Annotated in this window: 19 protein-coding genes and 4 tRNA genes; 13 read left to right on the top strand and 10 right to left on the bottom strand. The window is 63.1% G+C overall.

What is annotated here, in order from left to right; all coding sequences use genetic code 11:
* Positions 1 to 29: 29 nt before the first annotated feature.
* A complete protein-coding gene (locus TO66_RS23085) occupies positions 30 to 3500 on the bottom strand; it encodes a PAS domain-containing hybrid sensor histidine kinase/response regulator (RefSeq protein WP_044464437.1) in 3471 nt (1156 codons plus the stop codon).
* A 184-nt stretch (positions 3501 to 3684) separates the two neighbouring features.
* The gene (locus TO66_RS23080) at positions 3685 to 4230 is read right to left on the bottom strand and encodes a TetR/AcrR family transcriptional regulator (RefSeq protein WP_044464436.1); all 546 of its coding nucleotides are present in this window, start codon (positions 4228 to 4230) and stop codon (positions 3685 to 3687) included.
* 92 nt (positions 4231 to 4322) lie between these two features.
* Between TO66_RS23080 and TO66_RS23075 the strand changes: the two genes are divergently transcribed.
* The 3 genes from TO66_RS23075 (at position 4323) to TO66_RS23065 (ending at position 8776) form a co-directional block, all read left to right on the top strand.
* Positions 4323 to 5528 carry an MFS transporter gene (locus TO66_RS23075; RefSeq protein ID WP_044464435.1) on the top strand — a complete coding sequence of 402 codons (1206 nt, stop codon included), beginning with the start codon at positions 4323 to 4325 and terminating at the stop codon, positions 5526 to 5528.
* A gap of 140 nt (positions 5529 to 5668) precedes the next feature.
* Entirely contained in the window at positions 5669 to 6817 is a 1149-nt protein-coding gene (locus TO66_RS23070; RefSeq protein ID WP_044464434.1) for a TDT family transporter, read from the top strand.
* An 84-nt stretch (positions 6818 to 6901) separates the two neighbouring features.
* Entirely contained in the window at positions 6902 to 8776 is a 1875-nt protein-coding gene (locus TO66_RS23065; protein WP_044464433.1) for an MFS transporter, read from the top strand.
* 66 nt (positions 8777 to 8842) lie between these two features.
* On the opposite strand, the gene sugE is transcribed toward TO66_RS23065, so the two are convergent.
* From sugE to rdgC, 3 genes are all read right to left on the bottom strand, one after another.
* Positions 8843 to 9160: a quaternary ammonium compound efflux SMR transporter SugE gene (gene sugE / locus TO66_RS23060; protein ID WP_044466141.1), complete on the bottom strand. Its 318-nt coding sequence runs from the start codon at positions 9158 to 9160 to the stop codon at positions 8843 to 8845.
* Positions 9161 to 9278: 118 nt separating this feature from the next.
* Positions 9279 to 10244, bottom strand: coding sequence for a bile acid:sodium symporter family protein (locus TO66_RS23055; protein ID WP_044464432.1), 966 nt, complete (start codon positions 10242 to 10244; stop codon positions 9279 to 9281).
* 74 nt (positions 10245 to 10318) lie between these two features.
* Positions 10319 to 11239: a recombination-associated protein RdgC gene (gene rdgC / locus TO66_RS23050; RefSeq protein ID WP_044464431.1), complete on the bottom strand. Its 921-nt coding sequence runs from the start codon at positions 11237 to 11239 to the stop codon at positions 10319 to 10321.
* Between the two features lie 160 nt (positions 11240 to 11399).
* Here rdgC and TO66_RS23045 point away from each other — a divergent pair.
* The 4 genes from TO66_RS23045 (at position 11400) to TO66_RS23030 (ending at position 11930) form a co-directional block, all read left to right on the top strand.
* A tRNA-Val gene (locus tag TO66_RS23045) sits at positions 11400 to 11475 on the top strand.
* 19 nt (positions 11476 to 11494) lie between these two features.
* Positions 11495 to 11571 (top strand) — tRNA-Asp (locus TO66_RS23040).
* A 187-nt stretch (positions 11572 to 11758) separates the two neighbouring features.
* Positions 11759 to 11834, top strand: a tRNA-Val gene (locus TO66_RS23035).
* A gap of 19 nt (positions 11835 to 11853) precedes the next feature.
* Positions 11854 to 11930: transfer RNA gene (locus TO66_RS23030), tRNA-Asp, on the top strand.
* Positions 11931 to 12058: 128 nt separating this feature from the next.
* Here TO66_RS23030 and TO66_RS23025 read toward each other — a convergent pair.
* Entirely contained in the window at positions 12059 to 13195 is a 1137-nt protein-coding gene (locus tag TO66_RS23025; RefSeq protein WP_044464430.1) for a catalase family protein, read from the bottom strand.
* 28 nt (positions 13196 to 13223) lie between these two features.
* Complete coding sequence (locus TO66_RS23020) at positions 13224 to 15032, bottom strand: di-heme-cytochrome C peroxidase (RefSeq protein ID WP_044466140.1); 1809 nt, start codon at positions 15030 to 15032, stop codon at positions 13224 to 13226.
* Positions 15033 to 15286: 254 nt separating this feature from the next.
* On the opposite strand from TO66_RS23020, the gene TO66_RS23015 reads away from it, so the two are divergent.
* The 5 genes from TO66_RS23015 to TO66_RS22995 all read left to right on the top strand — a co-directional run bounded on the left by TO66_RS23015 (position 15287) and on the right by TO66_RS22995 (position 17985).
* The gene (locus TO66_RS23015; protein WP_007927823.1) at positions 15287 to 16000 is read left to right on the top strand and encodes an FKBP-type peptidyl-prolyl cis-trans isomerase; all 714 of its coding nucleotides are present in this window, start codon (positions 15287 to 15289) and stop codon (positions 15998 to 16000) included.
* Positions 16001 to 16288: 288 nt separating this feature from the next.
* Complete coding sequence (locus TO66_RS23010) at positions 16289 to 16753, top strand: YkvA family protein (RefSeq protein WP_044464429.1); 465 nt, start codon at positions 16289 to 16291, stop codon at positions 16751 to 16753.
* A 102-nt stretch (positions 16754 to 16855) separates the two neighbouring features.
* Entirely contained in the window at positions 16856 to 17197 is a 342-nt protein-coding gene (locus TO66_RS23005; RefSeq protein ID WP_044466139.1) for a helix-turn-helix transcriptional regulator, read from the top strand.
* On the top strand, positions 17194 to 17565 hold the full coding sequence (locus TO66_RS23000) for a hypothetical protein (protein WP_044464428.1): 372 nt from the start codon (positions 17194 to 17196) through the stop codon (positions 17563 to 17565). Before TO66_RS23005 ends, TO66_RS23000 begins: the two co-directional genes overlap by 4 nt.
* Positions 17566 to 17985, top strand: coding sequence for a hypothetical protein (locus TO66_RS22995; protein ID WP_044464427.1), 420 nt, complete (start codon positions 17566 to 17568; stop codon positions 17983 to 17985). It begins immediately after the preceding gene.
* On the opposite strand, the gene TO66_RS22990 is transcribed toward TO66_RS22995, so the two are convergent.
* Positions 17933 to 19747 carry a bifunctional diguanylate cyclase/phosphodiesterase gene (locus tag TO66_RS22990; RefSeq protein ID WP_044464426.1) on the bottom strand — a complete coding sequence of 605 codons (1815 nt, stop codon included), beginning with the start codon at positions 19745 to 19747 and terminating at the stop codon, positions 17933 to 17935. The two genes, TO66_RS22995 and TO66_RS22990, sit on opposite strands and share 53 nt — an antisense overlap.
* Positions 19748 to 19880: 133 nt before the next feature.
* The gene (locus tag TO66_RS22985) at positions 19881 to 21965 is read right to left on the bottom strand and encodes a carboxy terminal-processing peptidase (protein WP_171820035.1); all 2085 of its coding nucleotides are present in this window, start codon (positions 21963 to 21965) and stop codon (positions 19881 to 19883) included.
* A 138-nt stretch (positions 21966 to 22103) separates the two neighbouring features.
* Here TO66_RS22985 and TO66_RS22980 point away from each other — a divergent pair, with 138 nt between their 5' ends.
* Complete coding sequence (locus TO66_RS22980; RefSeq protein ID WP_044464424.1) at positions 22104 to 23066, top strand: zinc-binding dehydrogenase; 963 nt, start codon at positions 22104 to 22106, stop codon at positions 23064 to 23066.
* Positions 23067 to 23127: 61 nt separating this feature from the next.
* Here the strand turns inward: TO66_RS22980 and TO66_RS22975 are convergent, their stop codons facing one another.
* On the bottom strand, positions 23128 to 23781 hold the full coding sequence (locus TO66_RS22975) for an HAD family phosphatase (protein ID WP_044464423.1): 654 nt from the start codon (positions 23779 to 23781) through the stop codon (positions 23128 to 23130).
* Between the last annotated feature and the right edge of the window lie 31 nt (positions 23782 to 23812).

Here is a 23812-nt window from a genome sequence, read left to right as displayed (position 1 = left end):
CGCCGCCGGCAGCAGCGGCTGGCGCGGCGTCAGAGCGGCAGGTGTCGGCTCAACAGGGCCCGCAGTGCTGCTGGCTTCACTGGCTTGGCCAGGTAGTCCAGGCCGGCGGCGTGGACTTCGGCAACCATCTCCGGGCGTCCGTCGGCGCTGATCACCACGCCGGGCACCGGGTCGCCCATCTGGGTGCGCAGCCAGGCCATGACCTCGGTGCCGGTTTCGCCCTCGTCCAGGTGATAGTCCACCAACGCCAGTTGCGGCCGTACGCCCTTGCCCAGGAGCGCCGCGCATTCTTCCCGGTTGCGTGCGGTCCAGACCTGGCAGCCCCAGCGAGTGAGCAGGCTGTTCATGCCGATCAGGATGCTGTCTTCGTTATCGACGCACAGGACCTGGGCGCCGGAAAGCAGGTGGCCGTTGAGCTCGGCCACCTGTCCCGGTGCGCTGGCCAGCGTCTTGGCCAGTGGCACGCTGACGCTGAAGACACTGCCCTTGCCGGGCCATGAGCGCACCTGCAGGCCATGGCCGAGGACGCGGCACAAGCCGTCGGCGATCGCCAGCCCCAGCCCCAGGCCTTTTTCGGCGCGGGTCTGATGGCTGTCGAGGCGCTTGAACTCTTCGAAGATCACCTGCTGTTTATCCAGTGGAATGCCCGGCCCGCGATCCCAGACTTCCAGGCACAGGTGCTCGCCCCGGCGGCGCACGCCCAGTAGCACAGGCCCCTTGGCATAGCGGAAGGCGTTGGTCAGGAAGTTCTGCAGGACCCGGCGCAGCAGCTTGATGTCGCTGTCGACTCGCAGGCGGCTGCCGCGCAGGCGGAATTTCAGGCCTTGCTCCTGGGCCAGGGCCTTGAATTCGGCCCCCAGGGTATCGAACAGCTCGTTGAGTACGAACGGCTTGCGTTCGGGGGTGATCTTGCCGTTTTCCAGGCGCGAGATATCCAGCAGGTCGCTGATCAGGTCCTCGGCGGAGCGCAGGGAGCTGTCCAGGTGCTGGACCAGTTGCTGGGCCTCGGCGGACAGGCCGTCGTTCTGGTGGGAGAGGGCGGCGGAGAACAGCCGGGCGGCGTTCAAGGGTTGCATCAGGTCGTGGCTGACGGCCGCCAGGAAGCGGGTCTTGGACTGGTTGGCTGCCTCGGCGTTGCCCTTGGCTTCGGTCAGCGCGGCGTTCAGTTGCGACAGTTCGTGGGTACGTTCGGCTACCCGCTGTTCCAGGCCTTCGTTGGCCTCGGTCAGGGCCTGTTCGGCTTCGCGGAACGGCGTGATGTCGGTGAAGCTCATGACAAAACCGCCGCCGGGCATCGGGTTGCCGATCAGTTCGATCACCCGGCCATTGGGGAAGAGCCGCTCGGAGGTGTGGGCGCGGCCCTGGCGCATCCAGTGTAAGCGGCGGGCGACATGCACTTCGGCTTCGCCCGGTCCGCACAGGCCGCGCTCGGCGTTGTGGCGGATGATGTCGGCGATCGGCCGGCCGACGCTGATCAGCCCGTCCGGGTAGTTGAACAGTTCCAGGTAACGGCGGTTCCAGGCCACCAGCCGCAGGGACTGGTCGACCACGCTGATGCCCTGGCTGATGTTTTCGATCGCGCCTTGCAACAGCGCGCGGTTGAACTGCAGCACTTCCGAGGCTTCGTCGGCGATGCGCACCACGTCCTCAAGCTGCATCTCGCGGCCTTCGATGGCGGCCTTGACCACCGCGCGGGTAGAGGAGGCGCCAAGCACACCGGCCAGCAGCCGCTCGGTATGGGCGATCCATTCGCCGTCGGCATTCTGGTTGGGGTTGAAGCCTTTGCCCTGGCGGTAGGCGAAGCGGATAAAGCTCTGGCGAGCCCGCTCTTCGCCGACGAAACGCGCAGCGAGCTTGAGCAGGTCGTCGATCTGTACCGAGAGCATCGAGCGGGCGCTGGGCCGGCCGCTGATTTCCTGGCCGATGAAGCGCCCGGCCTGCCAGTGTTCCGATACCCGAGTACGCGACAGCACCGAAACCCAGGCGAACAGGGTGAAGTTCCCCGCCAGCGACAGCACCACGCCCTGGGTCAGCGGGGTGATCGGCAGGTGCAGCGGGTTGCTGTGCAGCCAGGCCAGGCCCGGGAAGCTGCTCAGCGACCAGCCCAGGCTGTGGGCCGCGATCGGCAGGACCAGAGTGTAGAACCACAGGAAAGTGCCCGCCGCCAGCCCGGCGAACACCCCGCGACGGTTGGCCTGTTTCCAGTACAGCGCGCCGAGCATGGCCGGGGCCAGCTGCGTCACGGCGGCGAAGGCGATCTGGCCGATGGTCGCCAGGCTCGCGGTGGAACCCAGCAGGCGGTAGCTGACGTAGGCCAGCAGCAGAATGACCACGATGCTGACCCGGCGCACCGACAGCATCCAGTGGCGGAACACTTCGAACGGTCGCTCGGCGCTCTGCCGGCGGAGCAGCCAGGGCAGGAGCATGTCGTTGGACACCATGGTCGACAGCGCCACGCTGGCCACGATCACCATGCCGGTGGCGGCCGACGCGCCACCGATGAAGGCCAGTACCGCCAGGGCCGGATGGGCCTGGGCCAGGGGCAGGCTGATGACGAAGGAGTCCGGCAGGACCGAGCTGGGCAGCATCATCTGCCCGGCCAGGGCGATCGGCACCACGAACAGTGCGGCCAGGGCCAGGTAGGCGGGAAAAACCCATTTGGCCAGGCGCAGGTCCTGGGGCTCGATGTTCTCCACCACGGTGACGTGGAATTGCCGCGGCAGGCAGATGATCGCCATCATGGCGACGCCGGTCTGCACCACCATCGACGGCCAGTTGATGGTTTCCTGCCAGTACCGCTCCAGGCGCGGAGCGAGCATCGCCTGGCTGAACAGGTCGTCGAAGCCGTCGTACAGGCCATAGGTGACAAAGGCGCCAACGGCGAGGAAGGCCAGCAGCTTGACCAGGGATTCGAAGGCGATCGCCAGCACCATGCCGCGATGGTGCTCGGTGGCGTCGAGGTTGCGGGTGCCGAAGACAATGGTGAACAGGGCCAGGATCAGCGACACGATGAGCGCCGTATCCTGGGCGCGAGTGCCCATGGTGTCGGCACCGGCGCCGATCAGCAGGTCCACCCCGAGCACGATGCCCTTGAGCTGCAGGGCAATATAAGGAAGCACGCCGACCAGGCAGATCAGCGCCACCACCACCGCCAGGGTCTGGGACTTGCCATAGCGCGCGGCGATGAAGTCGGCGATGGAGGTGATGTTCTCCTGCTTGCTGATCATCACCATCTTCTGCAGTACCCAGGGCGCCAGGACCAGCAGCAGGATCGGCCCCAGGTAGATCGGCAGGAACGACCAGAGTTGTTCGGCGGCCTGGCCAACGGCGCCGAAGAAGGTCCAGCTGGTGCAATACACCGCCAGCGACAGGCTGTACACCCAGGCACGCACCCGTGGCGGCAGGGGTGTGCTGCGACGGTCGCCGTAGAAGGCGATGGCGAACATGATGGCCATATAGGCCAGGGCGACGAGAGCGATCAGCCCGCTGGACAGCGACATGGGAACTCCAAACATAAAGGCGCGCCGGGCGTTCAAGCCCGGTCAGACAGTCTCGCACGATGTCCGGGGTTCGTCAGTGTCGACCAAGGTATTGGCGCGGCCAGGTGTCGCAGGGGAAAAGGCGCGTCCAGCGGGCTTGAGCGCAAGCCGGCACGCTCCCGTGGAGAAGCGTGCGCAGAGGGTTTCAGGGCCGCAGTGCGATCTCGATCAGTTCATGCAGTTCCTGCACTTCAAGCGGTTGCGCGGCGAACAGGATGCGGAACACCGTCGGCGCCACCAGCAGGTTCAGCAGCCGGTCGATGTCGGGTAGCACCGCTGTGCTGTGCCGGTGGCGATCGAGGATGATCTGCAGTTGCCCGCCGAGGATGCTCACGCAATAGCCGGGCGTGGCGCTGCATTGCACGTCGCGCATCATGTTGCGCCCGGGCTCGGAATTCATTTCGTCGAGGTACTGTTCGGCCCAGGCCCGCAGGTCGCCGCGCAGGCTGCCGGTGGCGGCGGGTTCGCTGTCCGGGCGCATGCGTGCCAGGGCGACATCCGCCAGCAGGGTCGACAAGTCGCCCCAGCGCCGGTAGATGGTCGAGGGCGTCACGCCGGCGCGGGTGGCGATCTGCGGCACGGTCAGGGTCGAGCGCTCCTGTTCTTCGAGGAGTTCGCGGACTGCCGAATGGATGGATTCCTGTACCCGGGCGCTGCGCCCGCCTGGGCGTAAACCTTCTTTAATAGCCATGGGGTCGAACCTTAACACAAAGAATTTGCTTTAAGAGCGAGGCAGTAGCACACTCCGCAAAAGCAAAATATTAGCTTTAGTGGAGCGTGCGTATGTCCAGTCCTGTCGAGCCGTTACGGTCGGATCGTTCCAGACTGATGTTTCTGGCGATCACCTTACTCAGTTTTCTCGCCGCTTCCAGCGTGCCGACGCCGATGTATCACCTGTATCAGGAGGCCCTGCATTTTTCGTCGGCCACCTTGACCCTGATTTTCGGCGTCTATGCCCTGAGCCTGCTGGCGGCCTTGCTGACCGTGGGTTCGTTGTCGGATTACCTGGGGCGCAAGCCGGTGATCTTCGGCGCGTTGTTGCTGGATATCCTGGCGATGCTGCTGTTCATCCAGGCGCAAAGCGTGGCCTGGCTGATTGCGGCCCGGGTGGTGCAGGGATTTGCCACCGGCATGGCCACCAGTGTGCTGGGGGCGGCGCTGCTGGATACCGACCGCCAGCAGGGCCCGCTGGTCAATAGCGTCGCACCGCTGCTGGGCATGGCGTGCGGGGCGATGGGCAGCGGTTTGCTGGTGGAATATGCGCCGCTGCCGTTGCAACTGGCTTATTGGCTGCTGCTCGGGCTGTTTGTCGCCCAGGCCCTGTATGTCTGGCGGCTGTCGGAGACGGTCAGCGCCCAGCCCGGCGCCTGGGCCTCCCTGCGGCCCACGCTGCATGTGCCGCCCCAGGCACGGCGAGCGCTGTGGCTGGCGCTGCCGGTGGACGTGGCGGTCTGGGCGGTGGGCGGCTTCTTCCTGTCGCTGGCGCCTTCGCTGGTGCGCACCGCCACCGGCTCGACCTCGAACCTGATTGGTGGCGGCCTGGTGGCGGTGCTGACGCTGAGCGGTGCCTTGATGATTTTTTCCCTGCGCCATCGTCCGGCGGACAAGGTCTTGCAGTTGGGTGCGAGCCTGTTGGTTGTCGGCATCGGCCTGATCCTCATTGCCGTGCACACCGCCAGCCTGCCGCTGTTCTTCCTCGGCACCCTGGTCACGGGAGGCGGTTTTGGCTCCGGATTCCTCGGTGCCTTGCGCAGTGTGATGCCGCTCGCCTTGCCCCATGAGCGGGCGGGGTTGATGTCGGCGTTTTATGTCCTGAGTTATCTGGCGTTCTGCCTGCCGTCCCTGCTGGCGGGAAACCTGACGCGCAGTTTTGGCCTGGTCGCGACCACCGATGGTTATGGCGGGGTGTTGATCCTCTTGTCTCTGGGGGCCTTGCTGGGGTTATTGCGTCGCCGAGCCGCCAAGGCTTGTATGGCGCAAGAAAGTTGAGCGCGGGGCACGAAACCGTCGACAGTGTGCTGCTATATATTTACAAAATAGATAACAGATAGAGAAATTACCCGTTATATAGATATTCGATCCGGTTCTACCATGGGCTCTACCTCATCGGAGGACAGGAGAACACCCCCATGACATGCACCAACACCCGCGCCACCAGACGGCCCCTGAGCCAGCTGCAACATCCTCGCGAAGCCATCCGCCAGTTCACCCCCAATTGGTTCGCCGCCACCATGGGCACCGGGGTGCTGGCCCTGGCGTTGGCCCAGCTGCCGGTGCGAATCCCGGGGCTGCATCTGCTGGCCGAGGGGCTGTGGTTCTTCACGATCGGCTTGTTCGTGCTGTTCAGCCTGGCCTATGCGGCGCGCTGGGTGCTGTTTTTCGACGAGGCGCGGCGGATTTTCGGGCATTCCACGGTCTCGATGTTCTTCGGCACCATTCCCATGGGCCTGGCCACCATCATCAACGGCTTCCTGCTGTTCGGCGTACCGCGCTGGGGCGACGGCGTAGTGGCGCTGGCCGAGCTGCTGTGGTGGCTGGACGTGGCGTTGTCGCTGGCCTGCGGGGTGTTGATCCCCTACATGATGTTCACCCGCCAGGAGCACCGCATCGACCAGATGACCGCGGTCTGGCTGTTGCCGGTGGTCGCCGCCGAAGTCGCCGCCGCCAGCGGTGGATTGCTGGCGCCGCACCTGGCGGACGCGCATTCGCAACTGGTGATGCTGGTCACCAGCTATGTGCTCTGGGCCTTTTCGCTGCCGGTGGCGTTCAGCATCCTGACCATCCTCCTGTTGCGCATGGCCTTGCACAAGTTGCCGCACGAAAGCATGGCCGCCTCGAGCTGGCTGGCGCTGGGGCCGATCGGTACGGGGGCGTTGGGCATGTTGCTGCTGGGCGCGGACGCTCCGGCGATCTTCACCGCCAATGGCTTGGCGGGCGTCGGGGAAATCGCCGAGGGCCTGGGGCTGGTGGCCGGCATCACGCTCTGGGGTTTCGGCCTGTGGTGGATGCTGATGGCGCTGTTGATCACCTTGCGTTACCTGCGTGATGGCATTCCCTTCAACCTCGGCTGGTGGGGTTTCACCTTCCCGCTGGGGGTCTATGCCCTGACCACCCTGAAGCTGGCCAGTACCTTGCACCTGACGTTTTTCGCGGTCTTCGGCAGCCTGCTGGTCCTGGCGCTGGCGCTGATGTGGCTGCTGGTCGGCAAGCGCACCTTGCAGGGGGCCTATCGGGGCGAGTTGTTCGTTTCGCCCTGCATCGCAGGATTAGCGAAATAATCCGCGAACTTTAGGTAAGGTTGTGGCCTGGATCGAAAATCGATACTCCAATAACAGCATCCAAGCCACTCAGGGACATGGAAGATGAGTCACCCCTCGCAGTTCACCTTGCTTCGCACGCGGCGTTTCCTGCCGTTCTTCATTACCCAGTCCCTGGGCGCGTTCAACGACAACATCTTTAAGCAGTCGCTGATCCTCGCCATTCTCTACAAGCTGGCCATCGAGGGGGATCGTTCGATCTGGGTCAACCTCTGCGCCTTGCTGTTTATCCTGCCGTTCTTCCTGTTCTCGGCGCTGGCCGGGCAGTTCGGCGAAAAGTTCGCCAAGGACGCGTTGATCCGCCTGATCAAGCTGGGCGAGATCGTGATCATGGCGGTGGGGGCGGTGGGTTTTGTCTTCGATCATCTGTCGCTGATGCTGCTCGCGCTGTTTGCCATGGGCACCCACTCGGCGCTGTTCGGCCCGGTCAAGTATTCGATCCTGCCCCAGGCGCTGCGCGAGGAAGAGTTGGTCGGCGGCAACGGCCTGGTGGAAATGGGCACCTTCCTGGCGATTCTCGCGGGAACCATAGGCGCCGGGATCATGATGTCTTCTGCGCATTACGCGCCGGTGGTCTCGACGGCGATCATCGGCGTCGCCGTGCTCGGCTACCTGGCCAGCCGCAGCATCCCCCGGGCCGCGGCGGCCACCCCGGACCTGCGCCTGAACTGGAATATCTTCAGCCAGTCCTGGGCCACCTTGCGCCTGGGCCTGGGGCAGACGCCGGCGGTGTCGCGCTCGATCGTCGGCAACTCGTGGTTCTGGTTCGTCGGGGCCATCTACCTGACGCAGATCCCGGCCTACGCCAAGGAATGGATGCACGGCGACGAAACGGTGGTCACGCTGATCCTTACGGTGTTCTCGGTGGGCATCGCGGCCGGCTCCATGCTCTGCGAGAAGCTCTCGGGGCGTAAGGTCGAAATCGGCCTGGTGCCCTTCGGCTCGTTCGGCCTGACGGTATTCGGCCTGCTGCTGTGGTGGCATTCCGGCGGAATCGTGCCCAATGAGGCAGGTTACGGCTGGCTCGAAGTGCTGGGGTTCAGTCATGCCTGGTGGGTGCTGATCGATATTCTCGGCCTGGGCATCTTCGGCGGGTTCTACATCGTGCCGCTGTACGCCCTGATCCAGTCGCGCACCCCGGAGCATGAGCGGGCGCGGGTGATTGCCGCGAACAACATTCTCAACGCGCTGTTCATGGTGGTGTCGGCCATCGTCTCGATCGTGCTGCTGAGCCTGGCCAAGCTGTCGATCCCGCAGTTGTTCCTGGTGGTGTCGCTGCTGAACGTGCTGGTCAACGCCTACATCTTCAAGATCGTCCCCGAGTTCAGCATGCGTTTCATGATCTGGCTGCTCAGCCATTCCATGTATCGCGTCGAGCACCGCAACCTGGACGCGATCCCCGACGAAGGCGCGGCGCTGCTGGTGTGCAATCACGTGTCGTTCGTCGATGCCTTGCTGATCGGCGGCGCGGTGCGGCGGCCGATTCGTTTCGTGATGTATTACAAGATCTACAACCTGCCGGTGCTCAACTTCATCTTCCGTACCGCCGGGACCATCCCGATCGCCGGGCGCAACGAAGACATCCAGATCTACGAGAGGGCCTTCACGAAAATCGCCCACTACCTCAAGGACGGTGAGCTGGTGTGCATTTTCCCGGAAGGCAAGTTGACCGCCGATGGCGAGATCAATGAGTTCAAGGGCGGGCTGACGCGGATTCTCGAAGAAACGCCGGTGCCGGTGATTCCGCTGGCGCTGCAGGGGCTGTGGGGCAGTTTCTTCAGCCGCGATCCGAGCAAGGGCCTGTTCCGGCGCTTCTGGTCACGGGTGACCCTGGTAGCGGGCCCTTCGGTGCCTGCCGATGCCGCCGAGCCGGCGCGCTTGCAAGCCTTGGTCGGTGAGCTGCGCGGTACGCGGCGCTAGGCTTTTCGCGGAGGCAAAAACGCCCACGGTTGTAGGCGTTTTTGTGGGTGGCGTGCGCCGGGGATATCAGGTCGCGCTGACCTTCAAGCCGATCAGTCCGGCAATGATCAGCGCCACGCTGACCAGGCGGAACAGCGCCATGGATTCGCCGAACAGGATGATCCCGGCGATCACCGTGCCGACCGCGCCGACGCCGGTCCAGATCGCGTAGGCGGTGCCCAGCGGCAACTCCTTCATGGCCAGCCCCAGGAGGCCGAGGCTGACGGCCATGGCGGCGATGGTCAGGGCGGTAGGCAGAGGGCGACTGAAACCGTCGGTGTACTTGAGGCCGACAGCCCAGCCGACTTCGAACAGGCCGGCAAAAAACAGAATGATCCAAGACATGATGACCTCCATCGATTGACGGGGTCGTCCCCAGATTAATGACTCTTGCGAGCCGCGGGGTCGTCCCCGCGTTGCGCAGTATAGTGCCCAGCATTAATCCGCGGATCAAGCTTTCTGCTCAGTCGCTCGCCTGCTGGCCGACCGGTACTGGGCCGGGCTTTTCGCTCATGCGGCGGAACCAGGTCGAGAGCAAGGCCCCGGAAATATTGTGCCAGACGCTGAACAGCGCGCTGGGCACTGCCGCCAGGGGCGAGAAGTGTGCGCTGGCCAGGGCGGCGCCCAGGCCGGAGTTCTGCATGCCGACTTCCAGGGCCAGGGATTTGCGCTGCGCCAACGGCAGCTTGAACAGGCGACCGGTGAAGTAACCCAGCAGGTAGCCGAAACTGTTATGCAGCATGACCACGGCCATGATCAGCAGCCCGGATTCGGCGATTTTCGCCTGGCTGGCAGCGACGACCGCGGTGACGATGATCACGATGCTGACCACCGATACCAGCGGCAATACCTCCACCGCATGTTGCACCCGCGCGCCGAGCACGCGCTGGGCTATCACCCCGAGCACGATCGGCAGCAGCACCACTTGCAGGATCGACCAGAACAGCTCCATGAACGAAACCGGCAACCAGGCCGAAGCCAGCAGCCAGATCAGCGCCGGGGTCAGCAATGGCGCCAGCAGGGTGGTGACGGCGGCGATCGCCACCGACAGGGCCAGGTCGCCACGGGCCAGCCAGGTCATGACGTTGGACGAGGTGCCGCTGGGGCAGCAACCGACCAGGATCACGCCGACGGCGATTTCCGGCGGCAGGTGGAAGATCTGGCACAGCAACCAGGCCACGCCCGGCATGATCACGAAATGCGCGACCACGCCCAGCGCCACGCGCCATGGGTGGCGGGCGACTGCGGCGAAGTCTTCGAGCTTCAGGGTCAGGCCCATGCCGAACATCACCAACCCCAGCAGCGGCACGATGGCGCCCTTGAGGCCGATGAACCAGCCCGGCTGCAAGAACGCCACCACCGCGAAAATCAGTACCCAGTAGGCAAAGGTGTTGCCGACAAAACGACTTAATGCTGCCAGTGCACGCATGGCCTGTTCCTTCTTATATGAAGACGCCACCGAAAGGGTGGCGTCTGTACCGCGAACGGGGATCGCTCAAGGCATCAGATGCCTTGTGGAATCTCCTCGCCTCCCAGGGCCTCGAACAGCGCCGGCAGGAACTCGCCGAAAGTCAGCATCATCAGGGTGAAGCTGGCGTCCAGCTGGCCGAGGGCTTCGTCGCCGCCATCCTCTTCCGCCTGGGTCTGTAGCAGGTCTTCGAACTTCAGGCGCTTGACGGTCATCTTGTCGTCGAGCATGAAGGACAGCTTGTCCTGCCAGGCCAGGGACAGCTGGGTGACCACCTTGCCGGTGCTCAGGTGCAGCTGGATTTCTTCGCTGGTCAGGTCCTGGCGCTTGCAACGGACGATCCCGCCGTCTTCGTGGGTGTCGCGCAGTTCGCACTCGTCGAGGACGAAGAAGTCATCGGCGGCCTGCTGGGTCTTCACCCAGTCGGTCATGATCGCGGTAGGAGCGGTCTTCACGGTCAGTGGGCGTACCGGCAGGGTGCCGAGCACTTCGCGCAGGGTGGAGAGCAGGTCTTCGGCGCGTTTCGGGCTGGCCGAGTTGACCAGGATCAGGCACTGTTTCGGCGCGATGGCGGCGAAAGTCGAGGAGCGGCGAATAAAGGCGCGCGGCAGGAACGCCTGGACGATTTCGTCCTTGATCTGATCGCGCTCCTTTTTATAGACCTTGCGCATCTGCTCGGCTTCGATCTCTTCGACCTTTTCCTTGACCGCATCGCGTACCACGCTACCTGGCAGGATACGTTCCTCCTTGCGTGCGGCGACCAGCATGAAGTCCTGGCTGACATGCACCAGTGGCGCATCTTCGCCTTTGCCGAAAGGGGCGACGAAACCGTAAGTGGTCAACTCCTGGCTTGCACATGGACGCGCCAGTTTGGTGGCCAGTGCGGTTTCCAGCGCCTGCGCATCAACAGGCAGATCTTGGGTCAGGCGATAGACAAGCAGGTTCTTGAACCACATGGGGTGAATCTCTCCTTTATACAAAGGGGGGCATTATTCTCCGCGCAGCTCCATAGGCCAACCCTCCGCTAAGCCTTTGGAAGGCCTGAAAAAATTATTTTAAAAAGTGCTTGCCAGAGCAGGGGGCGCTCCGTAGAATGCGCGCCACACCGAACGTGAAGGGTGATTAGCTCAGCCGGGAGAGCATCTGCCTTACAAGCAGAGGGTCGGCGGTTCGATCCCGTCATCACCCACCATTCGCTTTCAGTGTTACGCGCAGCGGTAGTTCAGTCGGTTAGAATACCGGCCTGTCACGCCGGGGGTCGCGGGTTCGAGTCCCGTCCGCTGCGCCATATTCGATGATCTGGAACACTGAACGCCAGGTCATCACAGAAAGCCCGCTTAGGCGGGCTTTTTTGTGCCTGAGTTTATTGTGCGGGTGTCTGTTACAGCGAAATTCAGCTTTTTTTAATAATTTTGTTATTTAAATCAGCACGTTATGAATTTCTGTGTAATAATGCGCCCCGCAACGAAGGTAAAGGGTGATTAGCTCAGCTGGGAGAGCATCTGCCTTACAAGCAGAGGGTCGGCGGTTCGATCCCGTCATCACCCACCACTTGCTTTCAACGCTACGCGCAGCGGTAGTTCAGTCGGTTAGAATACCGGCCTGTCACGCCGGGGGTCGCGGGTTCGAGTCCCGTCCGCTGCGCCATATTCGATGGTCTGGAACACTGAACGCCAGGTCATTATGCAAAGCCCGCTAACGCGGGCTTTTTGCTATCTGGTGTTTAGATACTTCCAAGAAAAAGCGGCCCGCGGGCCGCTTTTTTCGTTTTGGGGTCACTGGGCGGCGTTGCGGCTGTGCCGATAGTCGCTGACCGCTTCGTACACCGCCTTGCGCAGGCGGTTGATGCCTCCGATGGGGCGGTGCTCCTCCAGCCCGAACCAGGGGTTGAAGCTCAGGTTGTCGCAGTGCAGGTTTTGCGGCGGGGTATCGAAGTCCTGGGCGGGAATGCTGATCCGCGCCACGGTTTCGAAGGGTGCATCCTGCTCTCGCCATTCGATGCTGGTGTCTTCGATGGGCATGTAATGGCTCGGATCCTGGCGCTGGACCTGCAGCACGAAGCACGCCGGCACCCGGTCGGTCGACAACTGCTGGCTCAGGGCATTGCGCAGAAAGTTGGGGAGCGCCTGGTTTTGCGCCGGCAGGCTGTATGCCGGACAGCTGTCCGGGTCCGGCGCGACCCGGAACTTGGCGTTGGCGCTGCCGAACTTATAGGGCGAGACCGAAAAGTAAGTGGTTTGCGTCGGGCTGGCCGGAGGCGGGGACAGGGTGGCCAGGGCGATGAACAGATGGCGGACCTGCCAGGTGCGTGGATCCCAGCCCGGGAAAAAGGCGGCGACCTTTTTTCCGTCTGCCTGTGCGGCAACGTTCTGCCGATACTCGGCGACGTCGCTGACGAAAAAACTCGGATGGTTGAACATCACGAAATCCTGTTCGCCGCGGCCCTGTTGGTCCTTCAAGAGCTGGGGACCGGGCACGTTCAACAACTTGATCGCCATGCCTCGCGCATCGCGAATGCTGTCGAACTGTGGATAGGCATTGCCGTTGGATAGCCGGACCACGGCCTGCCAGGTCTTGCCGGGCTCGGCGAACACGCCCTGGCGCAATGCCGGCGCCAGCTGTTGCAGCACCTGCACCTCGGCTTTTACGCAACCGTGAGCCTTGGCATGGGCGTCGCGCAGGTAGCGGGTGTTGTCCCGGTACTGGTCGACGATGCGTATGGCGGTCTGGATGATGTCCTGGGTCATGGCGGCTTCGCCGGGCGGGATCTGTTCTTCGCTCGCAACCGGCCCCTGGTAGCGCCAGGCCGACCAGGCGCTGCCCAGCGCCCAGCCGAGCAGGGCAATCAGTACCAGCGCCACCAGGGTCTTGAGCAACAGGGCGCCGAGGCGCAGCCACAGGGTGATCAGCATGCGAGCGTCCTCTTGATGAATGCCTGGATCATGGCAGCTGCGCCTCCAGCGGGCCGCCCAGCACTTTCAGATACTCCAGCAAGGCCCAGCGCTCCTCCGGCAGCAGCAGGCGGCCGATCACCCCGTTGCCGCGCTGGCCTGGGCGGAATTCATGGCCGCTGTTGTGGTTGCCGCTGATCCGTGTGTCGAACAGGAAACCGTTCTTGAATGGCTCGGTGCGGTAGCCCAAGTGTTTTGGGTCGTATTCGAAGGTGCCTTTATAGAAGGTGCTGGCGCGTTCGGCCTGGGGCGACAGCAACTGATAGAGGCTGGGAACCGAGCCATTATGCAGAAACGGCGGGGTGGCCCAGACCCCGGCCAGTGGCCGGGCCTTGTAGGCGCGCAGTTCGCGAACGCCAATCGGCAAGCCATAGCCATCGAGCCGTGGACGTTCGGCCGCAGTCACCTGGGCGTCGCGGTAGGCACGTTCCTCGACGAAGGCGGTGACGTAGGCCAGGCCCTTGGCCACGGATAGCTGGCGCAGGTCCAGTGGTTCGCCGGGGGTTGGATGAAGCTCCACGTTCGACTGCGCCAGCTCGGCGGCGTCCCATTGCAGCGCGCTCAGGTCGTAACGCTGGTCGGCGATATTGTTGGCGGTATTGGGATCGGTGCCGATCACCGCAACCGGCAGCATCTTCAGTTGCTGGACCGGCCGCCCATTGAGCTCGGTGACCGACGGGACATGGCAGCCGGCGCAGTTTTCCGCGAACAGCGTCCGCCCCTTGGCCGCCAGTGGCTTGTCGATATTGCCGAACAACGCTTCGGGCCAGCTCGGTGGTTTCAGGCGTTGCAGGGTTTCTTCGATGCGATTGAGGTCGCGTACCCGCACGCTCGATGGATAGCGCGCATCGCCCTGGAGCGGCTGGCCTTGGGCATCGAAGAAATTCAGGGTGGCGCCGACGCCGAGCGCCTCGCCGATATTGCGCGCCATGGGCTGTTGGGCCGAGCCGTTCCACTGCACCCAGTCGAACGTCCACATGTCCCACAGCTGCGGATAATCCACCGGCGCATTGGCGACCCGGTAATTGTCCGGGGAAATGGCGTCGCCGAAGCTGGCGTTGGCGATCCGGCCGAAGGCATCGGTGCGCCCGGGACCTTCTTCGGTGGGGTAGAGGCCTCGGTGGGTGTCATTCCAGGCGACTCGCAGGAAGGTGTCCAGCGAGGCCTTGAAGTCCTTGCGCAATTGCTGGTGTTCGGCGTCGTAGTCCTGGCCCAGCACGTTGCGGGCGAAGCGCTCGAACTTCCACGGGTTGTAGTAGGTCGAGGCCAGGCTGGCGACCAGGGCCTGGCCGAAGCTGCCACCGCGCAGGGTCGGGACGCTCGAGGGTAATACATGCTGCGCCGAGCCGCCGTCGATGCGCAGCGCTTGCTGGTTGTAGCGCAGTTCTCCGGTGTGGCAGGCGGCGCAGGTGATGTCCAGGTACTGTTGAGAACTGCCCGGGTTCTGATGGCGGGTGAAGCCCACTGGCAGGTTCGCCGGGTTGTCGGCACTGGCCTGTTGCGTCGGGTCGACCAGGAAGCCGAATCGGGCCAGGTACTCCGGCGCCGCAAAGCGCTGGCTGGAAAACGGCAGCTCCAGCGCGGCGAACCATTCGTATCGAAGGCCCTTCACCTGGGTGCCTTGAGGGGTGAAGTAGTAGGTCTGGCGGTCGGCGGCGCTCCATTGGTCCTGGTAGTGCACTTGCCGGGCGGGCACGTAATCGGGCAGTTTCGGGTTGGCCACGTAGTACAGCACCACGGCCAGGGCGACGCCGATCAGGGCGAGGATCAGAAGCAGAACACGGAATAAGAGGCGCAAGATGTACATCCTTGTCGAATTTGGGCTCTCTTATGCCTCAGGGCAAACGGCTGGGCAAGTGGCCATGACCTGGAAGACCGATCGAGTCTCATTCCCGCGGTGCCAGCATCCGATGCCAGCGTCAGGCAAATGCCTTGCAGCCGTGAACTTATCGGGCTAATCCGGCTCTCATGCCGGTAGCCATTGGTCGTGGCCGCCTGATAAGCTCGCGGCTTTATTCGATTGCCCTTTAGGCGCATGAACAAGGAAATAGCATGAAACAGCATCGGTTAGCGGCGGCGGTAGCCCTGGTTAGCCTGGTACTCGCGGGTTGTGACTCGCAGACCAGCGTGGAGCTGAAAACCCCGGCGCAGAAAGCTTCCTATGGTATCGGCCTGAACATGGGCAAAAGCCTTGCCCAGGAAGGTATGGATGACCTGGACTCCAAAGCGGTAGCCCAGGGCATCGAAGATGCCATCGGCAAGAAAGAACAGAAGCTGAAAGACGACGAACTGGTCGAAGCCTTTGCTGCCCTGCAAAAGCGTGCCGAAGAGCGCATGGCCAAGATCAGCGAAGAGTCGGCCGCCGCCGGCAAGAAATTCCTCGAAGAAAACGGCAAGAAGGCTGGCGTGACCACTACCGCCTCCGGCTTGCAGTACGAAGTGCTGAAGAAGGCCGACGGCGCCCAGCCCAAGCCGACCGACGTGGTGACCGTGCACTACACCGGCACCCTGACCAACGGCACCGTGTTCGACAGTTCGGTCGAGCGTGGCAGCCCGATCGACCTGCCGGTCAGCGGCGTGATCCCAGGTTGGGTCGAAGGCCTGCAACTGATGCATGTCGGCGAGAAGTACAAGCTGTACATCCCGAGCGACCTGGCCTACGGCGCGCAGAGCCCGAGCCCGGCCATTCCGGCGAACTCGGTTCTGGTATTCGAGCTGGAACTGCTGGGTATCAAGGATCCGGCGAAACAAGACGACGCCAAGTAATTCCTGGCTGGTTCAATGACAACGCCCCGCTCTTGCGGGGCGTTGTCGTATCTGGTCGCGGTGCGGGAAAAAATGCGAACCGACGACAGCGCGCATAGTCTTAACAAGGCGCGTCGCAGCTAGCCGCATGAGGCGGCCAAGTCAATGAAATAATGGGTTTTTTTATGTGAGTAAAAAACGCCCGATCTGAGCCGGGCCCTTGTAGAACGGGGCTCTCAGCTGTGAAAAGCGGCTCTGTTCACAAGGTTATCCACAATTTGTGTGGATAACATTTCAGTGGGAGTGACGATGAAAGCACCCTGGAATTTTGCCCGTTTCCTGCCCTTGGCCGGCCGCCTGCTCAGTCGTGGCCGGTTGCCCACTCTGTTGTTCGCCGTGGCCAGCAAGGGCGCCCAGCAAGGCGGCCGTCTTGGCAAGCTCAAGGACGATCTGCGCCTGCTGCAGGCCCTGTGCCTGGCTTACTGGCGTGGCGAGTATCGGGCGATCAGCCCCAAGGCATTGCTGTCGGTGGTCGCCGGCCTGATGTATTTCCTCAGTCCGGTGGACGCCATCCCGGATTTCCTGCCCATGTTCGGCATGCTCGATGACATTGCCGTCCTGGCCTGGATCATGAAAACCCTGGACGGCGAACTCGGCGCGTTTCGTGCCTGGCGCAATCGCCAGCAGCCGGAGAAGCTGGCCGTGGTCGAGCGCCTGCCCGCTACCCCGGAACAATTGCAGCTGGAGGGCCCGAAAAAGAACCGGGATATCTGAGGATCCAATACGACAATGCCCCCGCGACCTTGGTGACTGTTAGGATTACACTTCATAAGGAAAAGTCCGACTCGTTATGTGTCGTTGTCCTACGGGGTAGTAATGGATATTCAGATAATCGCACGCGATGGCGAGCCCGAGTACGCGGTGCTGCCATGGGCTCAGTATCAGGCTTTGTTAAAAGCAGCAGGTATCACCGACCACTCTTCGCGAGACGCCGAGGCGCCGATCGCCACCACAACTGACCAGCCGCTTCCAGGTCTGGATCAACTCCGCAGTTTGCGTGAAGCCAAGGGCATCGCCATCGAAGCGCTTGCCCGTACGGTAGGTATCAGTCCGTCTTATCTGGCCATGATCGAAAGCGGTGAGCGTCAACCGGACGCCGCTATACGCCGCAGCCTGGCCTGGGAATTGACGGTTCCGGGTTGGAGGGATGAATCGTGAGCGTAAGGATCAGTCGTCATCATTGGGACGGCCTGTTGAGTGAACTGGATCAGGCCCGTCGGCAACGCCATCTTTTGACCTACCGCGCTCTGCTCGAGCGCTTGCAGCTACCCAGCCCCGCCATGCAGACCCTGACTGCGGCCCTTGAGCACCTGGCCGCGCTGGACGCGCGCGCGGAGCAGCCGTTGCGCAGCTCGCTGGTGATCAGCCAGGGGGCCAGCCGGCTGCCGCGCACCGGTTTTTTCGAGTGCGTGGAGCGTCTGGGACGTTTTTCCGGGCCTTCCGACGGAGTGGCGGCCGCCTCATGGCATGCCTCGGAAGTGGTGCGCGTATTCGAGTACGAATACCCCGAGTCGGCGGAGGCCTGAGTGTACTGGCGCCTTAAGGCGCGGGCCGGTTACTGGCTGGCCCGCCGATTGTTTCACTGGTCCTGGTTTGTGCGGCAACCCCGCTGCTGGCGCTGGCTGGAGGGGCAACTGGCGCGGATGGCCAACCTGGGGGATGTCGGGGCGCAAAGCTTCTATGGGCATATCCTGGCGTTTCGTGGCCAGGGCCTGGGGGCTCGGGAAGAAGGCATGCGCCTGTTGCGCCTGGCGGGGTTGGCCGGGGACGGCAAGGCCGCTTACCAGATGGGTGTCATCAGCCTCGCCGGCTCGCCGGCCAAGGCCGGGGACGCGACGGAAGCCGTCCGTTGGTGGACGCTGGCGGCGAAGGCCGGGCATCCCCTGGCTGAAGTCAAACTGGCGCAGTTGAATCAGTCGAGCGCGGCAGATCCGCATCAGCGGTAAAACCGCCTGCCGCCTCGCGGCTGTCGATCACGTGAATGCTGTAGCCCGGCACGTTCTTGGCGTGGTGCTTGGCTTGCGAGGCCAGTTCGGCCAACTGGCTGGCGTCGAGCTGGCCACAGGCCTGTGGATACAGGTGCACCACGCCAATGGACAGTGACAGCAAGGCGAACTCCTGGCGGAGGCCCTGGCGGTTGGGAGCAATGAAGCAGCCGGCTTCCAGGTGTTCGCTGCGGTAGAAGCGCCGGCACTGGCTATGGAAGTCGTCCAGCAACTGGTTCAGGCGCCGTTGCCAGTCTTCGGGGCCCAGTACCAGGAGAAAATCGTCGCCGCCGATATGGCCGACGAAATCGCGGCTCGGGTCCACCCGGTCGTTCAGGCATTGCGCCAGGCACAACAGCACTTCATCGCCCCGCCCGTAGCCATAGATATCGTTGAAGGGCTTGAAGCTGTCGATGTCCACGTAGCAGATCAGCGATTCCCGTCCTTGTTGCAGCAGATGAGTCAGGCACTGCTGGATCGGTACATTGCCCGGCAGCAGGGTCAGCGGATTGGCATAGCGGGCCTGCTGGATCTTCAGTTCGGTAATCAGCTTGAGCACATCGATCACCCGGCCCAGGCCCAGGTAGCCGCCATTGAGGGTGATGATGAAATCCTCTTCGATCCGTTGTCGGGCGCGGCTGGTGATCAGGCGGCTGACCTGTTGCAGCGACTGGCTGAGCTCCACCGCCAGGAAGTCATCGCTCATCAGGCGGCTGATGGGCTTGCGGGCAAACAGGTCGGTGGCGAAAGGCTTGAGCAGGGCATCGGACAGCGAATGACGATGCACGATGCCGCAAGGCTGGCCCTGTTCGTCGAGTACCGCCAGTGAGTTGAGATTGGCCTGGCGGCGGAAGGCTTCCAGCACGGTGGCGGTCGGCACGTTACGCGCGACGGCCGGCTGTTCGTTGAGCAGGGCGCTGAGGTCGCTGCCTTCGTCATTGAGCGGCGCGGTGCTGCTTTCACGCTTGGGCAGCAGGTGGCGCCCGTCCCGCGGCGGATGTTCCTGAGGCCGGCAGAGCAGATAGCCCTGGAGCAGGTCGACGCCCATTTCCGTGAGCACCGCCAGTTCCTCGACCCTTTCGATACCCTCGGCAATCACCTGGGCGCGGGATGCCTTGGCGATTTGCAGGATGGAGCCGACGAATTCGCGCTTGAGGGCATCCTGATGAATGCCATCGATGAAGTGCCGGTCGATCTTCACATAGTCCGGGCGCAGTTCGGACCACAGGCGCAGGCTCGAATAACCGGCGCCGAGGTCGTCCAGGGCGATCGAGAAACCCATGTCGCGATAATGGTGCAGCGCGTTCTGCAGCAGCTGGAAATCATCGATCGGCGTCTGCTCGGTGAGCTCGATCACCACCTGGCTCGGCGGAATACCGAAGTCTTGCAAGAGTTGCAGGGTGCGTCCCGGCTGGTGGGTGGCTTCCAGCAGCGATTCCGGGGATACGTTGAGGAACAGCTTGCCGGGCAACTGCTGCGCGCTGAAATGTTTGCAGGCGCTCTGGCGGCAAGCGATTTCCAGTTCGCTGAGGCGCCCGACCTGGCGAGCCACGGCAAACAGCGCGACCGGGGAGTGCAGCGGACTGTTGGACGGGCCGCGGCTGAGGGCTTCATAGCCGAGAATCCGGCGTTCGGAGAGGCAGATGATCGGCTGGAACAGACTGTGCAAACCGCTTTGAGCCAGGATTGAAGTCAAGGCACTCAGCTGTTCGGTCGTGGTCATGGCGATCTCTGTCGATAAAAAAGGACCGGGCGCTGCCCTTGATTCAAGAGCTGCGCCCGGTCCTTTATTTCACGACAGAATGATGACTGTTTGATGACGCTCCGAGGAGCGCCGGCATTAAATTGCCATCATTTCAGTGCTTGGCTACCGCGGTATTGAGCTTCAGGTAGTCGAGGAGAATCCGCCCGGTCTCGCTCAGGTAGGCGTCGTCTTCCGGCTTGGTCTTGTCCGGGTCGGCGGCCGCGATGGCGTCCTCGTCTTCTTTCTTCAGTTCCTTGAGCGGTTCTTCACCCTTGGCCTTGCGGCGGATGTTTTCCAGCGCCAGTTGCTTGGCCTCGATATCGGCATGCTGCGCCCGACGTTCCGCCTCGTTGAGGCTGACGGTTTTCTCGGCCATCAGCTTCTTGGCCAGGGCCAGCTTGTCGCGGATGAAGACGAACTCGGCGTCCTTGGCCGAGCGTGCGTCATGCTCGGATTTCAGTTGGGTGAGGAACGGCTTGAACGGATCCACCGCCGGCTTGATGGCCGGGCGGATGGTGTCCCACGGCATGGCCTCGGGCAGGGCGCTTTCGCCGATTTCCTTGGTGTCGATGATCGACGGGTAATCGATGTCCGGCAGCACGCCCTGGTGCTGGGTGCTCTGCCCGGAAACCCGGTAGAACTTGGCCAGGGTCAGTTTCAGCTCGCCATGGTTGAGCGGCTGGATGGTCTGCACGGTGCCTTTGCCGAAGGTCTGGCCGCCGATGATCAGCGCGCGGTGATAGTCCTGCATCGCACCGGCGAAAATCTCCGAGGCCGAAGCCGAGAGGCGGTTGACCAGCAAGGCCATCGGCCCCTTGTAGAAGGCGCCGGGGTTTTCGTCTTCGAGCACATCGACCCGGCCGTCGGCGTTGCGCACCAGCACGGTCGGGCCCTTGTCGATGAACAGGCTGGTCAGCTCGGTGGCTTCCTGCAGGGAGCCGCCGCCGTTGTTGCGCAGGTCGATGACCACGCCGTCGACCTTGTCTTTCTGCAGCTCGGTGAGCAGCTTCTTCACGTCGCGGGTGGTGCTCTTGTAGTCCGGATCGCCGGCACGGAAGGCCTTGAAGTCGAGGTAGAACGCCGGGATTTCGATGACCCCGAGCTTGTAGTCCTTGCCGTCCTGCTTGAGGTTGAGGATCGACTTCTTCGCCGCCTGTTCTTCCAGCTTGACCGCTTCGCGGGTGATGGAGACGATCTTGCTGGTCTGGTCGTTCGGCGCGTTGCTGGCCGGGATGACCTCCAGGCGCACCACCGAGCCTTTCGGCCCGCGGATCAGCTTGACCACTTCGTCCAGGCGCCAGCCGACCACGTCGACCATTTCCTTGTCGCCCTGGGCCACGCCGATGATCTTATCCGCCGGGGCCACCTGCTTGGTCTTGTCCGCCGGGCCGGCCGGTACCAGGCGCACCACCTTGACCTGGTCGTTGTCGCTTTGCAGCACGGCGCCGATGCCTTCCAGCGACAGGCTCATGTTGATGTCGAAGTTCTCCGCGTTATCCGGTGACAGATAGTTGGTGTGCGGGTCGTAGGACATGGCGAAGGTGTTGATGTACGCCTGGAAGATGTCTTCGGCGCGGGTCTGGTCCAGGCGCGCCAGCTGGTTCTTGTAGCGCTTGGTTAGGGTTTCCTGGATCTGCTTGGGTTCCTTGCCGGCGATCTTCATGCGCAGGACTTCGTCCTTCACACGCTTGCGCCACAGGTCGTCGAGCTCCGCGGTGGTCTTGAGCCACGGCGCGTCCTTGCGATCGATCAGCAAGGTTTCCTTGGTGGTGAAGTCCAGCTTGTCGACGCCTTTGCCCAGTTCGGCCAGGGCGAAGTCCAGGCGCGCCTTGACGCGGTCCAGGTAGCGCTTGTAGATGGTGAAGCCGGCGTTGAGGTCACCGCTTTTCAGGAAGTCGTCGAACTGGGTTTTCCACTTGTCGAACTCAGCGATATCGCTGGCCATGAAGTAGCTGCGCGACGGGTCCAGCAGCTTCAGGTAGCTGTCGTAGATGATCGCCGAACGCGCGTCGTCCAGGGGGGGCTTGCTGTAATGATGGCGCTTGAGCAATTCGACGACATTGAGGCTGGCAATCACCTCGTCGCGATCGGGCTGAAGTTTGTCCCAGCTATTGGCTGCGAACGTATTGGTCGACATCGGCAGCAGGCCAAGACCAATGAAAAGAGCGAGGGCGGTGCTGGGGAACAAATGCTTCATGCTGATTCGACGCGGGGGCAATTGATAACGCATATTAGGCCGTCTTTGAAGTCGCCGGTTCCACAAGGGCCGGTCGCATAATGCAAAAAGCCCGGTGCTACAGCTCCGGGCTCAGTCCAGACTCACTATGGAGGCACTGTGAAAGCATTGCAAGGCGTTGAAGGTCATGTGGAGTGGGTTGAAGAGCCGAGTCCGACGTGCGACGTAGGACAAGTACGAATTCGTGTGGCGGCCGCCGGATTGAACCGCGCCGACCTGTTGCAGCGGGCCGGGCTCTATCCGCCGCCGCCGGGCGCCAGCAAGGTGCTGGGCCTGGAATGTTCCGGGGTGATCAGCGAAGTCGGTCCGGGTTCTTCGTGGCAGGTCGGCGATCGGGTCTGCGCGTTGCTGGCCGGTGGCGGCATGGCCGAGGAAGTGGTGGTCGACGCGCGTCATGTGCTGCCGGTCCCCGAAGGCCTGTCCCTGGCGGAAGCGGCGGCGTTGCCCGAGGTGTACAGCACGGCGTGGTTGAACCTGTTCCAGCTGGCGGCCCTCAAGCCGGGGGAAAAGGTCTTGTTGCATGCTGGCGCCAGTGGCGTCGGTTCGGCGGCGATCCAGTTGTGCAAGGCGTTCGGCAACCCGTGCTGGGTCAGCGTCGGTTCCGCCGACCGCCTGGCCTACTGCGAGGCGCTGGGCGCCCAGGGCGGTGTGGTGCGTACCGACGGCCTGGACAGCCTGCGGGATTTCGGGCCGTTCGATGTGATCCTCGACCCGGTCGGCGCCAACTATGCGGCGGATAACGTCAAGTTGCTGGCTCTGGACGGACGCTGGGTGCTGATTGGCCTGATGGGTGGCCGCGAGGCCCAGCTGGACCTGGCCCAGGTCCTCGGCAAGCGTATCCAGCTGCTGGGGTCGACCCTGCGCAGCCGCGGCGAGCAGTTCAAGGCCGACCTGTTCAGCGACCTCAGCCAGCAGGTCTGGCCACTGTTCGCCGAAGGGCGCCTGAGCCCGCAACTGGCCAGGACCTTCCCGATCGCCGACGCCGAGGCGGCCTTCGCCGAGCTGGCGGGTAATCAGGTGTCGGGCAAGCTGGTGCTGGTGATCGACGAGACGCTGGTGTGACGGGGTAGATCGTTATCGCGAGCAAGTTCGCTTGCTCGCGATCAGATCCATCAGCCGCCGCTTATTTCCACTGATGAATCGGCCAGCCGGCCTTTTCCGCATGTTCACGCAGCACCGGGTCCGGGTTGACCACATGGGGCTGGTCGACCTTCAGTAGCAGCGGCAGGTCATTGCGCGAGTCGGAATAGAAGCTCGCGCCTTCAAGGTTTTCCTCTTCGGCATCGAGCCATTCCAGCAGGCGCGTGACCTTGCCTTCGCGGTAGGTCAGGGTGCCCAGGGTGTTGCCGCTGTAGACGCCGTGCAGCACCTCCAGCTCGATCCCGAGCACTTCATCGATGCCCAGGCGCTCGGCGATGGGCTTGACCAGATGGGTGCCCGAGGCCGAGATCACCAGGATCCGGTCGCCGGCCTGGCGGTGGGCGGCGATGGCCTTGCAGGCATCGCTGAAGATGATCGGTTCGATCACGTCCTCGACCCAGGGGGCCACCAGGTGTTCGACCTCTTCCGGGGTACGACCGGCCATCGGCTCCAGGCTGAAGGCCATGAACTCCTCCATTTGCAGCTTGCCGTGGCTGTAGGCGTCCATCAGCTCATTGTTGCGACGCATGAAGGACTCGCTGTCGACCCAGCCCAGGCGCCCCATCTGTTCGCTCCAGAGGGTGGCGCAGTCGCCGTGGATCAGGGTTTCGTCCAGATCAAAAATTGCCAGGGCCATTAGTACCGCTCTCTCTTAATCGTTGGCGTCA

Source organism: Pseudomonas sp. MRSN 12121 (genome assembly GCF_000931465.1).
Taxonomy (GTDB): domain Bacteria; phylum Pseudomonadota; class Gammaproteobacteria; order Pseudomonadales; family Pseudomonadaceae; genus Aquipseudomonas.
The sequence above is the reverse complement of the archived record's forward strand: the minus strand, read 5'-3'. Positions and strand labels throughout refer to the sequence as shown.

Bases quoted from the DNA above. Each gene is read 5' to 3' on its own strand.
- TO66_RS23085 (WP_044464437.1), bottom strand. From the start codon at position 3,500: ATGTCGCTGTCCAGCGGGCTGATCGCTCTCGTCGCCCTGGCCTATATG.
- TO66_RS23080 (WP_044464436.1), bottom strand. From the start codon at position 4,230: ATGGCTATTAAAGAAGGTTTACGCCCAGGCGGGCGCAGCGCCCGGGTA.
- TO66_RS23075 (WP_044464435.1), top strand. From the start codon at position 4,323: ATGTCCAGTCCTGTCGAGCCGTTACGGTCGGATCGTTCCAGACTGATG.
- TO66_RS23070 (WP_044464434.1), top strand. From the start codon at position 5,669: ATGACATGCACCAACACCCGCGCCACCAGACGGCCCCTGAGCCAGCTG.
- TO66_RS23065 (WP_044464433.1), top strand. From the start codon at position 6,902: ATGAGTCACCCCTCGCAGTTCACCTTGCTTCGCACGCGGCGTTTCCTG.
- sugE (WP_044466141.1), bottom strand. From the start codon at position 9,160: ATGTCTTGGATCATTCTGTTTTTTGCCGGCCTGTTCGAAGTCGGCTGG.
- TO66_RS23055 (WP_044464432.1), bottom strand. From the start codon at position 10,244: ATGCGTGCACTGGCAGCATTAAGTCGTTTTGTCGGCAACACCTTTGCC.
- rdgC (WP_044464431.1), bottom strand. From the start codon at position 11,239: ATGTGGTTCAAGAACCTGCTTGTCTATCGCCTGACCCAAGATCTGCCT.
- TO66_RS23025 (WP_044464430.1), bottom strand. From the start codon at position 13,195: ATGCTGATCACCCTGTGGCTGCGCCTCGGCGCCCTGTTGCTCAAGACC.
- TO66_RS23015 (WP_007927823.1), top strand. From the start codon at position 15,287: ATGAAACAGCATCGGTTAGCGGCGGCGGTAGCCCTGGTTAGCCTGGTA.
- TO66_RS23010 (WP_044464429.1), top strand. From the start codon at position 16,289: ATGAAAGCACCCTGGAATTTTGCCCGTTTCCTGCCCTTGGCCGGCCGC.
- TO66_RS23005 (WP_044466139.1), top strand. From the start codon at position 16,856: ATGGATATTCAGATAATCGCACGCGATGGCGAGCCCGAGTACGCGGTG.
- TO66_RS22990 (WP_044464426.1), bottom strand. From the start codon at position 19,747: ATGACCACGACCGAACAGCTGAGTGCCTTGACTTCAATCCTGGCTCAA.
- TO66_RS22985 (WP_171820035.1), bottom strand. From the start codon at position 21,965: ATGAAGCATTTGTTCCCCAGCACCGCCCTCGCTCTTTTCATTGGTCTT.
- TO66_RS22975 (WP_044464423.1), bottom strand. From the start codon at position 23,781: ATGGCCCTGGCAATTTTTGATCTGGACGAAACCCTGATCCACGGCGAC.